The organism is Nocardia sp. NPDC019323 (genome assembly GCF_044389845.1).
GTDB lineage: Bacteria > Actinomycetota > Actinomycetes > Mycobacteriales > Mycobacteriaceae > Nocardia > Nocardia implantans.
The window spans coordinates 178,490-191,133 of sequence record NZ_JBIRYN010000009.1; the positions used below are offsets into that span (position 1 = coordinate 178,490).

Annotated in this window: 12 protein-coding genes; 5 read left to right on the forward strand and 7 right to left on the reverse strand. The window is 69.0% G+C overall.

The window, feature by feature from the left end; genetic code table 11:
- Positions 1-125: 125 nt before the first annotated feature.
- A complete protein-coding gene (argH, locus tag ACH49X_RS28260; RefSeq protein WP_195082805.1) occupies positions 126-1,535 on the forward strand; it encodes an argininosuccinate lyase in 1,410 nt (469 codons plus the stop codon).
- A gap of 24 nt (positions 1,536-1,559) precedes the next feature.
- On the opposite strand, the gene ACH49X_RS28265 is transcribed toward argH, so the two are convergent.
- Positions 1,560-2,819: a hypothetical protein gene (locus ACH49X_RS28265; RefSeq protein ID WP_357209205.1), complete on the reverse strand. Its 1,260-nt coding sequence runs from the start codon at positions 2,817-2,819 to the stop codon at positions 1,560-1,562.
- Between the two features lie 115 nt (positions 2,820-2,934).
- Here ACH49X_RS28265 and ACH49X_RS28270 point away from each other — a divergent pair, with 115 nt between their 5' ends.
- A complete protein-coding gene (locus tag ACH49X_RS28270; RefSeq protein WP_195082807.1) occupies positions 2,935-3,258 on the forward strand; it encodes a multidrug efflux SMR transporter in 324 nt (107 codons plus the stop codon).
- A 92-nt stretch (positions 3,259-3,350) separates the two neighbouring features.
- On the opposite strand, the gene ilvA is transcribed toward ACH49X_RS28270, so the two are convergent.
- Entirely contained in the window at positions 3,351-4,571 is a 1,221-nt protein-coding gene (gene ilvA, locus ACH49X_RS28275; RefSeq protein WP_357209204.1) for a threonine ammonia-lyase, read from the reverse strand.
- Positions 4,572-4,601: 30 nt separating this feature from the next.
- Positions 4,602-5,771: a serine hydrolase domain-containing protein gene (locus ACH49X_RS28280; RefSeq protein WP_357209202.1), complete on the reverse strand. Its 1,170-nt coding sequence runs from the start codon at positions 5,769-5,771 to the stop codon at positions 4,602-4,604.
- Between the two features lie 186 nt (positions 5,772-5,957).
- On the opposite strand from ACH49X_RS28280, the gene ACH49X_RS28285 reads away from it, so the two are divergent.
- The 3 genes from ACH49X_RS28285 to ACH49X_RS28295 all read left to right on the forward strand — a co-directional run bounded on the left by ACH49X_RS28285 (position 5,958) and on the right by ACH49X_RS28295 (position 8,976).
- The gene (locus tag ACH49X_RS28285) at positions 5,958-6,680 is read left to right on the forward strand and encodes a GntR family transcriptional regulator (protein WP_195082810.1); all 723 of its coding nucleotides are present in this window, start codon (positions 5,958-5,960) and stop codon (positions 6,678-6,680) included.
- Between the two features lie 86 nt (positions 6,681-6,766).
- Positions 6,767-8,248 carry an NCS1 family nucleobase:cation symporter-1 gene (locus ACH49X_RS28290; RefSeq protein ID WP_357209200.1) on the forward strand — a complete coding sequence of 494 codons (1,482 nt, stop codon included), beginning with the start codon at positions 6,767-6,769 and terminating at the stop codon, positions 8,246-8,248.
- Entirely contained in the window at positions 8,248-8,976 is a 729-nt protein-coding gene (locus ACH49X_RS28295) for an aspartate/glutamate racemase family protein (protein WP_357209199.1), read from the forward strand. Before ACH49X_RS28290 ends, ACH49X_RS28295 begins: the two co-directional genes overlap by 1 nt.
- 7 nt (positions 8,977-8,983) lie before the next feature.
- Here the strand turns inward: ACH49X_RS28295 and ACH49X_RS28300 are convergent, their stop codons facing one another.
- The 4 genes from ACH49X_RS28300 to ACH49X_RS28315 all read right to left on the reverse strand — a co-directional run bounded on the left by ACH49X_RS28300 (position 8,984) and on the right by ACH49X_RS28315 (position 12,644).
- Positions 8,984-9,334, reverse strand: coding sequence for a hypothetical protein (locus tag ACH49X_RS28300; RefSeq protein ID WP_195082813.1), 351 nt, complete (start codon positions 9,332-9,334; stop codon positions 8,984-8,986).
- A gap of 274 nt (positions 9,335-9,608) precedes the next feature.
- Positions 9,609-10,184: an isopentenyl-diphosphate Delta-isomerase gene (idi, locus tag ACH49X_RS28305; RefSeq protein WP_357111271.1), complete on the reverse strand. Its 576-nt coding sequence runs from the start codon at positions 10,182-10,184 to the stop codon at positions 9,609-9,611.
- On the reverse strand, positions 10,181-11,053 hold the full coding sequence (locus ACH49X_RS28310) for a geranyl diphosphate 2-C-methyltransferase (RefSeq protein WP_195082815.1): 873 nt from the start codon (positions 11,051-11,053) through the stop codon (positions 10,181-10,183). The genes idi and ACH49X_RS28310 overlap by 4 nt, the downstream gene beginning before the upstream one ends.
- Positions 11,054-11,108: 55 nt before the next feature.
- On the reverse strand, positions 11,109-12,644 hold the full coding sequence (locus ACH49X_RS28315; RefSeq protein ID WP_357209198.1) for a family 2 encapsulin nanocompartment cargo protein terpene cyclase: 1,536 nt from the start codon (positions 12,642-12,644) through the stop codon (positions 11,109-11,111).

Here is a 12,644-nt window from a genome sequence, read left to right on the forward strand (position 1 = left end):
GTACGCCCAAAACCCGACCGACACCCAACGCAGGACCTGAACGTAAATCGACCCCGTCCCCGACTTGTACGGCCTGAAGGCCCGGAGAGGCGGGGGAGCCTGAATACTCGGAGAGGCGGACAAGCATGAGCACGAACCAAGGTGCGCTCTGGGGCGGGCGATTCGCCTCCGGACCGGCCGAGGCCATGGCCGCGCTGAGCAAGTCGACCCACTTCGACTGGGCGTTGGCCCCCTACGACATCCGCGCGTCGAAGGCGCACGCGCGGGTGCTGCACAAGGCCGGGCTGCTGTCCGACGCCGATCTGTCGGGCATGCTGGACGGCCTGGATCGACTCGCGGCAGACGTGGCGTCCGGCGCGTTCGGTCCCGCCGAGTCGGACGAGGACGTGCACGGCGCGCTGGAACGCGGTCTGATCGAACGGGTCGGCGCGGAGCTCGGTGGCCGGTTGCGGGCGGGACGTTCGCGCAACGACCAGGTGGCCACGCTGTTCCGGATGTGGCTGCGTGACGGTGTGCGCCGGGTGGCCGCGGGCGTGCTGGCGGTGGTCGACGCGCTGGTGGAGCAGGCCGCCGCGCATCCGGACGCGGTGATGCCGGGCAAGACCCACCTGCAGGCGGCGCAGCCGGTGTTGCTGGCCCATCATCTGCTCGCGCACGCACACCCGCTGCTGCGCGATATCGACCGGCTGCGCGATTTCGATCGCCGCGCGGCGGTGTCGCCCTACGGTTCCGGCGCGCTGGCGGGCTCCTCGCTCGGACTCGATCCGGAGGCCATCGCCGCGGAGCTGGAGTTCGACGCGGCCGCCGCCAACTCGATCGACGCCACCTCGGCGCGCGACTTCGCCGCCGAGGCCGCGTTCGTACTTGCCATGATCGGTGTGGATCTGAGCCGGATGGCCGAAGAGGTGATCATCTGGAGCACACCGGAATTCGGCTATGTGACGCTGGCCGACGCGTGGTCCACCGGTTCGTCGATCATGCCGCAGAAGAAGAACCCGGACGTCTCCGAGCTGACCCGCGGCAAGGCGGGCAGGCTGATCGGCAACCTCACCGGCCTGCTGGCAACGCTCAAGGCGCAACCGCTGGCCTACAACCGCGATCTGCAAGAGGACAAGGAACCGCTGTTCGATTCGGTCGCGCAACTGGAATTGCTGCTCCCGGCCATCGCGGGCCTGGTCTCGACATTGACGTTCCACACCGATCGCATGGCCGAACTCGCGCCCGCCGGTTTCACGCTGGCCACGGATATCGCCGAATGGCTTGTGCGCCAGGGTGTTCCGTTCCGGGTCGCGCACGAGGCGGCGGGCGCGTGCGTGCGCGCCGCCGAATCGCGCGGCGTCGGCCTGGACGAACTCACCGACGAGGAATTCGCCGCCATCGACCCGGCGCTGACCGGGAAGGTGCGCGAGGTGCTCACCGTGCAGGGGTCCATCGCGTCCCGCAATGCCCGCGGCGGCACGGCCGGCGTCCAGGTCGCGGCGCAGCTCGCGGAGGTGCGCGAGGCGGCGGCCGCGGCGCGGGCCTGGCTGGACTGAACCTCGCGCTGCGCCGCGACCGGCCTATCCGGCGACGGTGATGTCGGCGCCGCTGAACAGCAGATCGCTGCGGCGTCGGCTGCCCGGTTCCGAAACTGTTCCGGCCTCCGGCATCAGCTCGCGCAATTGCCGGAGAAACACCTCAACGGCCAGCGTGGCCATGCTTTTACCGGGACAGACATGTCTGCCGAACCCGAAGGTCAACGGCAGCTTGCCGGCGCCGTCCAGTGCCAGGCAGTCGGGGAACGCCTCCGGGTCGCGATTCGCCGCGGCGAACAAGACGAGCAACGGTCCCGCGGGCAGGCGCGTGCCGCTGGACAGCACGACCGGTGTCCTGGCCCGGCGCTTCCACGCCACCAGCCCCGGGTCGAGTTGCAGGATCTTCGCCGCGACCCGGGCGCCGCCCTCCGGCTCGGCGAGCAGATCCCACCAGACGCGCTGCGGGTCGCCGAGCAGGCGCTGCACGCCTTGCTGGACGCTGCCGCTCACCGTGTGCACTCCGGCGGCCAGCGAATTCGCCATGGCCGACACCGCGATCCGATGGGAGAGCCCGGCGTCGCGAAGCCTGCGGGCGAACCCGGTCGCTTCGCTGCCCCGGCCCGCCCGCACCGCCGCGCCGCTCACGGTGAACAACCAGCCGAGCGCGCTCACCGCGTCGGCCAGTTCGCGGCCCCGCATCACCCGGCCGAGCAGTCCCGATTGCGCTCCGCTCCATGCGGCCACGTTCGGCCAGTCCGCCGCGGGCAACCCGACCGCAGCGCCGACGGTCCTGGCGGCGTAACCGATCGACAACGCGGTCACGTCCAACGGTGATCCGCGCCGGAAACCAAGGTCGTGCAGTGCCGCATGGAAGTGCTCGGCCATCTCGGCGGTCCGGGCGGGACGATCGGAGGGGGAGATGGTGAAATGGCCGGAAGGCCCCGCCATGGTGTTCCATACCCGCTTGTGCAGCAGATCGTCGGACAGGTTGGCGGTCGCTTTCGCAGGCGGCGGAACCAGGTGCCGGACGAAAGGCGGGATGGCGCGTGGCGTCGCCGCGATACGCGCGTAACCGACCAGCGGATCCAGCGAATTCGCGTTGGAGATACCCGGCTTCGTCGCGTCCAGCACCTCGCGCACGTCGTCGTACTTCCAGATCATCCGCAGCCCGGACCGGTGCGCGTAACTTGTTTCCGGCCACTCGTGCAACCGCCGGTACCGCTCGTCGCGCTCGGCATACGGCAACTCGTTACAAGTCACTTCCTCGAACGGGAAGCCGGTTACCGCAACATCCGAGCTACGCATCGGCCGATCGTATCGACGCCTCGGCCCCGGCCGGGGCCGCGCATCCCCGCCGCTGGGAGCACCCGTGCCCGCCGCAGGGCCGGTGCCGCGCCCCGGCGGTGACTAGGCTGCGAAGATGACCTTGTTGCTGCTCGCCTTGGCCATCGCCTCCGAGGTGACCGCGACCGTTTCACTGAAACTGTCCGACGGATTCGCCAAACTCGTCCCCTCGATCGTGGTGGTCGTCGGCTATTGCGCGGCGTTCTTCTTCCTGGCCCAGGCATTGAAACGTGGGATGCCGATCGGGGTGGCCTACGGCATCTGGTCGGCGGTCGGCGTGGCCGCGATCGCGCTGATCGGCGTGCTGTTCCTGAACGAGCGGCTGACGCTGGTGCAGGTAGGCGGCATCGGACTGGTAATCCTCGGCGTACTCGCCCTGGAACTCGGCGGCGCGCACTAACCTCCTCGCACGAGTGGCACATGGTCGTGGCATTTCGCGAGTAGGTCCCGCGGTGGTGTGCCACTCGACGAAGTTCCGAGAACGGCCTCCGGTCAATCCGAGTCGCGCACCGCGTATCCCGCGTTCGCGAGGGCGGCGAGCACGTCGTCGCGATGGCCGGACCCTCGTGTCTCGAGGGTGAGCGCCACTTCGACCTCGTCCACCGCCAGCCACGTGCCGGTGCGGGAATGCGCCACGTCGACCACACTGGCGCCCGTCTCGCCCACCACCGCGAGCAACGCTCCCAGCGCACCGGGGCGATCGGAAATCGTCACCCGCACGGCGAGATAGCGACCTGCCGCGCTCAGCCCGTGCCCGATCACCCGGGTCAGCAGCAACGGGTCGATATTGCCGCCGGAGAGGATCGCGCAGACCGGTCCGCGCAGGCCGAGTTCCTCCGGCACGTGACTCATCAGGGCGGCCACGGCCGCGGCCCCCGCGGGCTCGACGATCAGCTTCGCGCGTTCCAGGCACAGCAGCAGCGCCTGCGACAGCGCTTCCTCGTCCACCGTCACGATCCGCGAAACATGCTGGGCCACATAGTCGAACGGCACCACACCGGGCTGTCCGACCGCGATGCCGTCGGCCATCGTCGACATCCGCTCGACCCGGATCGGGTGGCCCGCCGCCAGCGAGTCCGGCCAAGCGGCCGCTTCCGCCGCCTGCACCCCGATGACGCGCACGTCCGGCGCCAGCTGCCGCAGCGCGATGGCGACGCCCGCCAGAAGCCCGCCGCCGCCGGTGGGCACGAGCACCGTGCCGACCTCAGGCGACTGCTCGGCGATCTCCACGCCGACAGTGGCCTGACCGGCCACGATATCGGGATGGTCGAACGGATGGATCAGCGTCGCACCGAACCGGTCGGCGAAATCCAGCGCGGCGTCCAGCGACTCGTCGATGGTCTCGCCGACCTGGCGGACTCGCGCGCCGTAGGCCTTGGTCGCCGTCACTTTGGGCAGCGCGGCGCCGATCGGCATGAACACCGTCGACGCGATGCCGAGCGAGGCCGCCGACCACGCGACGCCTTGCGCGTGGTTGCCCGCGCTCGCGGCCACGACGCCGCGCTCCCGGGCCTCGGGCGGCAGATTCGCGATCCGGTTGTAGGCTCCGCGCGGCTTGAACGACCCGGTGCGCTGCAGGTTCTCGCACTTCAGCCACACTTGCGCGCCGACGCGCTCGGACAACACCCGCGAGGCCAGCAGTGGCGTGCGCCGGATCACCGGATCCAGCAGCCGCGCGGCCGCCGCGATCCGCGGCAGGTCGACCGTCTCCATAGCGTCATGCTGCCACTTGGTCAGCCGAGTTCAGGCGGCTCTGGCGAGGTTGTGGGCCAACGCGCCCAATCGCGACAGTCGCGCGTCGCCCAGCGGGGTGATCCGGCTGCCGAGGCGATTGGTGACGAAGCCGAGCGACATCCCGGTCGCGGGGTCGGCGAAACCACCGGAGCCGCCGAGGCCGAAATGGCCGAAGGCGGAGATGGGTTCGGCTTTCGACGGCTTCATCGGCACGCCGTGGTAACCGAGCGCCCAGGGGATGCGGAAGGCCAGTACATAATCGGGAGTGAAGACCTGCCGCCGGGTGATCTGCTCGATGGTTTCCTGGCGCAGCAGCTGGTAACCGTCCAGCTGTCCGCCGTTGGCGAGCGCGCCGTACACCCGCGCCAGCGCGCGGGCGGAGAAGACGCCGTTGAGGCCGGGCATCACCGAGTCGTGCAGGCGCGGATCGGCCACCAACTCGGCGAACCCCACCGGGGTCGTGTCGGCGGCGGCCGCGAAACGGGTACGGGCGAGCAGCCGCGAGCTACGTTCCCAGCTCATGCCCGCGACCGTCAGGCGCGGAAAATTCGTGGCGATACGCCCCCGTTCGGATTCCGGGACCCGGAACCAGAGTTCGTCGGCGGCGAGCGGTCCTGCGATCTCGGCGCGCAGCGCATCGGTGAATCCCGCTCCGGTCACCCGCCGCACCAGCTCCGCGGCGAGGTGCCCGTAGGTGATGCCGTGGTAGCCGCTGGTCACCTTGTGCCGCGGGTCGGGCGCGGCGGCCGCGAGCGCCGCGGTGACCGCGGCATCGTCGAAGAATCGCTCGACCGGCCCCGGCAGCAGCCCGCGCAAACGATGCAACCCGGCTCGGTGGGTCAGCATGGCCCGCACGCTGATGTGTTCCTTGCCCGCCGCCGCGAACTCCGGCCAGTAGGTCGCCAGCGGCTCGTCGTAGTCGATCAGGCCGCGCTCCGCCAGACGATGCACCAGCGTGCTGGCGATCCCCTTGCCGGTGGAGAACGCCATCGCGACGGTGTCGTGCGCCCACGCGACGTCGGGATGCGCGTATCCGGCCCAGACGTCGACCACCGGCTCGCCGTGCAAGTAGACCGCCAGCGCGCCGCCGCCGTCGGACGGACGCCGGAACAACCGGTCGAACTCCGCCACCAAGCGCACGAAGCGGCGATCTACGTACTGTTCTGCCGAAACTGTCATCGGAACCCCCGTGTCTGTCTCTCAGCGCCTACGGCGTCGCGAACAATCCAATGCTAGGTCCGGTCTGCCTCTAGACCGGTGGCCGGGACTGCTCCCACCACGCGACCGGTCGGTTCTGTGAGAAGACGTTTCCTGGCCGTCACACAGTGGACCGGAAACGCAACACGCTTCTCCTAGCGTGTTGTCATGCCCCCGAGACGACGTTCGGCGCTGCTCGCGAGGTTGGTCGTCGACTCACCCGGTCGCCCACAGATCATCCTCGGCGAATTACGCCGGGTGATCCTCGACGGAGCGGTGCCGCCCCGCACCGTGATCCCGCTGCGCGAGGTGGCGGAACTGTTCGGGGTGAGTCACATTCCGGTGCGCGAGGCGCTCAAGACGCTGATCGGGGAAGGGCTGGTGACGCACGAGCCGCACGCCGGATACACGGTGGCGCAACTGACCGCCGCCGAATTGCGCGAAATGTACATCGTGCGCGAGACCTTGGAGACGGCGTCGCTCGCCGCGGCCGCCATGAACCACTCCGCCGCCGACCGGGCGGCGCTGCTGGAGGTGAACGCGAGCCTGGAGGAGGCGATTCGCGAGGACGACCCCGCCGCCTACCATCGCAGGTCGCGAACCTTCCATGTGGCGCTGACCCGCCCGTCGCGCATGTTCCGGCTGCTGCACATGCTCGAATCGGCATGGAACGTCACCGAGCCCGTGCAGTCGATGGTGCACATCGGCCGGGCCGACCGGGTGCGGCTGCACACCGATCACGCGTTGATGCTGGACGCTTTCCTGGCCCGGGACGTCGAGCGCCTGCTGCTCGTCGCCGAACAGCACCATCGCAGGCTGGAATCGGTGATCGCGACCTTGCCCACGGATACCGGGCTGCTCGCGCCGGAAGATATATCTGCCGCGCAATAGCCGGGCAATAACCGCGCAATGGACGGGCAATAGCCGATTCCTACCGTCGTTTCGATCACAGTTTCGCCCTTCGGATGGGAAACGCCATGACCGAAACCATCGCCGCACCCGCGCCCGTGCGGACCACCGCCGTTGTCGATTACGACCCGCGACTCACCAACGACGACCTCGCGCCGCTGCGCAAACAGAACTGGGGCTCCTACAACATCTTCGCCTTCTGGATGTCCGACGTGCACAGCGTCGGCGGCTATGTCACCGCGGGCAGCCTGTTCGCGCTCGGTCTGGCCGGCTGGCAGGTGCTGGTGGCCCTGCTGATCGGCATCACCCTGGTCTATTTCTTCTGCAATCTGGTCGCCAAGCCCAGTCAGATGACCGGCGTGCCGTATCCGGTCATCTGCCGCAGCGCGTTCGGCGTGCTGGGGGCCAACATCCCGGCGATCATCCGCGGGCTGATCGCGGTGGCCTGGTACGGCATTCAGACGTTCCTCGCCTCGGCGGCACTGGATGTCGTACTGGTGAAGTTGTTCCCGTCGCTCGCGCCCTACGCGGTGGCGAGCGATTACGGATTCCTCGGCCTGTCGCTGCTCGGCTGGGGTAGCTATCTGACGCTGTGGGTGGTGCAAGCCTGCGTCTTCTGGCGGGGAATGGAGTCCATCCGCCGATTCATCGACTTCTGCGGACCCGCGGTGTACGTGGTGATGTTCGTGCTGTGCGGTTACCTCATCGCGAAAGCCGGTTGGGACGCCATAGATCTGAACCTCAGCGCCGTGCGATACACCGGATGGGACTCGGTGCCGGTGATGCTCGGCGCCATCGCACTCGTGGTGTCCTACTTCTCCGGGCCGATGCTGAACTTCGGGGACTTCTCCCGGTACGGCAAGTCCTTCGCCGCGGTGCGCCGGGGCAACCTGCTCGGTCTCCCGCTGAACTTCCTGTTGTTCTCGTTGCTGGTGGTGATCACCGCCTCGCTGACCGTGCCGGTCTACGGTGAGCTGATCACCGATCCGGTCGCCACGGTGGCGCGGATCGACAGCACCTTCGCGATCGTGCTCGGCGCGCTCACCTTCACCGTAGCCACCATCGGCATCAACATCGTCGCCAACTTCATCTCGCCCGCCTTCGACTTCTCGCACGTGAGTCCGCAGCGCATCAGCTGGCGCGCAGGCGGCATGATCGCCGCGGTGGGCTCGGTGCTGATCACGCCGTGGAACCTCTACAACAACCCGGAGGTCATCCACTACACGCTGGAGGTGCTCGGCGCCTTCATCGGCCCGCTGTTCGGCGTGCTCATCGCCGACTACTACCTGGTGCGCAAGCAGCGCGTGGCGGTGGACGAGCTGTTCACCATGTCCAGCGGCGGACGCTATTGGTACCGCGGGGGATACAACCCGGCGGCGGTGATCGCGACGGCGATCGGTGCGCTGGTCGCCGTCGTGCCGGTGCTGGCGAAGGACGTCACCGGGATGTACACGGCGGCGCAGTACAGCTGGTTCATCGGCTGCGGTCTCGGCTTCGCGGCGTACTACCCGCTGGCCACCCGCCGGGCGGTGCGAGAGAGCGCGGCCTGATGCACATCCGTGTGGTCAATCCGAACACCACCCCGGCGATGACCGACACGATCGAGCAGTGTGCCAGGGCCGTCGCGGGTCCTGACACCCTGCTCGACGCGGTGACCTCGGAGATGGGACCGGCTTCGATCGAGAGCCACTACGACGAAGCGCTGAGCGTCCCCGGCCTGCTCGCCGCGATCCGGCGAGGCGAGGCCGATGGGGTCGACGGCTACGTGCTGGCCTGCTTCGGCGACCCCGGTCTGGACGCCGCGCGCGAACTGGCCGGGGGGCCGGTGATCGGGATCGCCGAGGCCGCCATGCATACCGCCGCCCACGTCGGTCGCGGGTTCAGCGTGGTCACCACGCTGGCCCGGACCGTCGGCCGCGCGGTCGATCTGGCGGAGCGCTACGGGATGCGGCGCTTCTGCCGTGGCATCCATGCCTGCGAGATCCCGGTACTGGCTCTCGACACCGATCCGGACGCACGCAAGATCGTCATCGAAGCGTGCCGGGAAGCGGTCGAGGCGGACGGGTCCGACGTGATCGTGCTGGGCTGCGCGGGGATGGCCGATCTGTGTGCCCAGGTGCGCGCCGAGGTCGGCGTGCCGGTGGTGGACGGTGTGGCAGCGGCGACGTTGACCGTCCAATCGCTGCTCACGCTGGGTTTACGCAAGTCGGGTCGGGGCGAATTCGCCGCACCGCCGCCCAAGCCGTACACCGGCGCGCTGCGGTCCTTCGGCGCGTGAACGCAGGTCAGGCGGCCACGGCGGTGACGAGCTTGCGCAACTCGGTGTCGGGATCCGCCACGTCGACCACGAGCCGTGTGACATCGGCGCCCGCCAAGTCGATACGAATGGCGTGTCCGTCGAATCGGGTGTCCCAGAATTCCTTACGGCCCTTGCCGCGGAACGTTCCCGCCGCGATCACGCCGGGGAAGAACGTGCCGGGCGCGCGCACCCACGGCGGGCGGCGGTCGACCCCGGCGAGGCCGAGCGCGGTGATGTCGGACAGATCGAAGGTCAGGTGGTCGCGCAGCGCCAGCAGTTGATGCGCGCCGAGCACGTGCACCGTCACCGTCGTTCCGGTGACCTCGAATTCGACCATCACGCACCTCACTTCACGCGAACTCGTACCTCTTCAACCATGCAGAACGGTCCTGGTCGCAGCCTGTGCCGTTCCTATGAGTTCTCTCAGTTTCGGTCCATGTCGTTACAGGGATATGCGCATCTATCGATGTAATCGACCCTGTCGCGACGAGCGGTCACGTGTCGAGCTATGACCTCGGGCGGGAAAGCCGACATCGTGAGCTGGATCGAGGCAGCCGCGTCGTCGCATAGTCGACGGATGCGTTCGGCTGCCTCGGCCCAGGAGAAGTGGATCAGTCCGCCGAGGTTCCCGTTACGCGCGCGCGTTCCGCGACGTCGAGGACTCCGGCCAGCCATGGGGTGTAGGCCTCGGGGTTGTCGGCCAGCGCGTCGCGTAGGGCGTCCGGTTGAATCCAGGCGAAGTCGGCGACCTCGGCCGGGTCCGGCCGAGGCGCGCCGATGTCGAGCTGCCCGATCAGCACGTGATCCCATTCGGACTCGACCCGACCGGTGCGCAGGTCCGCCGCGTGGTAGCGGTAGATCCCGGCCTCGGTCAGCGCGATCGTCAGGCCCATCTCCTCGGCCAGCCGCAACCCCGCCGCGGTAGCGACCGGTTCGCTGGGGGCGGGGTGGCCGCAGCAGGTGTTGGCCCACAGCGACGGGAACCTCGTCTTGACCGCCGCACGCTGCTGCAAGAGCACCCGGCCCGCCGAGTCGAACAGCAAGACGGAGAACGCGCGGTGCAGTCGTCCCGGGGCCAGGTGTGCCTCCGCGACCGTGCACGCGCCGACCGCGCGGCCTGCGTCGTCGACGAGCTCGACGGGCAGGGCCTCGCGGTCGGTGTACGGCTGGGCGAGGGTGTCGGTCACCTGCCCACCTTATCGGCGGCAATGAGCAGGTAGTGGAAGCTCCCCTCCCGGTACGCGGTCAGGAACGGCTTCTCGACCCCCGTGGCGAGCTCGGATTTCGTGCGCAGCTCCCAGTACGGAATGGTCGCCGCGGTGAGTTCGGTCACGGCGATCGGCACCAGGTTGTTCTCGGCCATGGCGCGGAAGTACTCGCCGCGCGGATGAATCATGCAGCCGTAGTGCGCATCGATCCAGCTGACCGAGGACGAGCGGCCGCCGGTGACGTCGTTGGAGCAGCCGGTGATGCACACGTAGCGTCCGCCCGGCTCGAGCAGGCGGGAGAATTCGCTGAACAGATCGAACAGGTCCACGTACATCGTGGTCTCGTTGGTCCAGATGCCGCGCATGGAACCGCTCTCGAAGCCGGTGTCGAGCATATTGCGGAAGTGGAACCGCACCTTGTCCGCGACGCCGCGGTGCACGGCCTGGTCGTTGGCGAAGCCGACCTGGTACTCGGAGATGGTGACGCCGTCGACCTGGCAGCCGAAGCGCTGATTGGCCATGAAGCTGGTGCCGCCGCGGCCGGAGCCGCCGTCCATCAGCCGGTCGCCGGGCCGGACGTCGCCGAGATGGTCGAGCAGGAAATCCGCCTGCGCGGTCTCCAGCCGGTGCAGTTCGGCGACGATGCGTTCCTCGCGGGTGTCCTCCGGGCCGGTCAGCACGGACAGGTCCGGCTCGCCGATGCCGTAGTGGTGGTGGTAGAGCCCGTCGACCTCACCGAGTTTGGTGTTGACCCGGTCGTCGTTCGGGTTGTTGTTCCAGTACGCGGCGACGGACTTCTGGTAGCTGGTACGCAGAACGGTCCCGGTCTCCGGGTTGAGCATGGTCATGCGTGATCATCCTCTCTCGGTGCGGTACTGCTTCAGTGCTCTCTTACGGGTGGCTTCAGTGCGGGTCGCGATAGCGTTTGCTGTCGGCGTGCCAGGCGCGGTTGCCTCCCATCCAGGCCCATAGGCCGGCGAGGAAGCGGCGTAGTTCGGGCGAGCCCGTGGCGGCCAGGGGAGCCGCTTCCCGTTCGAACCGGTGCACGAGCTCGTCGTGCACCTCGGCGGTGCGCAGCACGGCTTCGCGGCGCGAGCAGCGCTCCTCGGCGGCGAGGACGGTCGGCAGATTGAACTCCCTGCCGTTGGAAAGGTCCTCGCGCGCCATCGAGTACAGGTCGTTCACCATCTGGCTGGCCAGCGCCGCCGTGGTGACCACACGACGCACCGCGGGGTCGGTGTACTCGGCGGCCCCCAGCTCGTAGCCGCCCACCACATCGGTCGGCGCCATGCACGGCAGGAAGCTGTGCGGTTGCCGGTTGGTGAGGTACTCCCATACCGGCGGCATCCGTCCCGCCGCGCGCCAGCCCGCCTCCGCCCCCAGCGCGATGAACCAGCCCGCGATCTCGGTGCGCAGCCGGGCCAGTTGCGCCGGACGCGCATAGCGTGCCAGGTGCTCGAAGGAGGTGCGAAACGCGCGCAGGATCGGATCGGCTTCCAGGGCCGCCTCGAGTTGGGCGACGTAGCGCGCGGGAAGGTGGACCGGATCCATGGCGGCGGCCGCCAATTCGAGCCGGGGACCCAGCTCCGCTTCGGCGCTGGAGGGGGTGCCGTCGGGAGCCCGGTCGTCGGCATCCTCCTCGCAGTAGTAGTCGTCCACGGACCATTCCGAGACCGCGCACTTCGCCGCCGCCAGCAGCAGATCGGCATCGTCGCAGTCCGGGTGGGCGAGCATGATCAACCGGCCGAAATCGGCGTCGCGCAACTCGTCCAGCCTGCCCTCGTACAACCCGATGTCCCTGGCCCAGTCGACGATTCCGGTATTGACGGCCTCGGCGAGGGCCGGATCGTCACGCACCGGCGGCGGGCAATACAGCGGCGGAATCGGATCCTGCCCATCGCGGCCCGCCGCGGCGGTGTCGTATCCGGTGGCCCCCCGGGGCACCCGCGCGGGACCTGGGGCGCCCGAGCCGATTCTCGAGTGCGCCGGGCGCGGTGGCGCCGCGAGACCGCGTATTCCGAGCAATGCCGATGCCGTGCCGAGCCCGGTGGGCACGGAGGGAATGCAGGGTGCCTCGGGCAGCGATGTTCGTCCCGTCATCGGGGACGACTCGGGTGCGTTGGCTGGTGCCGTTGCCTCGAGGGCGGTCTGCGGAGTGCTGGTGCGGACAGCGGCGGAGGAGGCCGCCGCCCCCGTGGCAGGGCCCGCGCCGGAACGGGGGAGCAACAGCGCGGCGGCGCCCAAGCCGGATGGCCCGAGCAGCGTGCGCGGAGCGGCACCCGCCTGTCCCGCTATGGGCGAAACGTCCTGCGCTTCAGTAATTTCCGTCGACAACAGGTCGGCCGGAGCGGTCGTCCGGGTATTGGTGAGAAGCGCGACGACGGTGGCGGCCACCTCATCGGTGGCGTGCGCCGCCGCGGCGCGGGAGAGCACCGACAT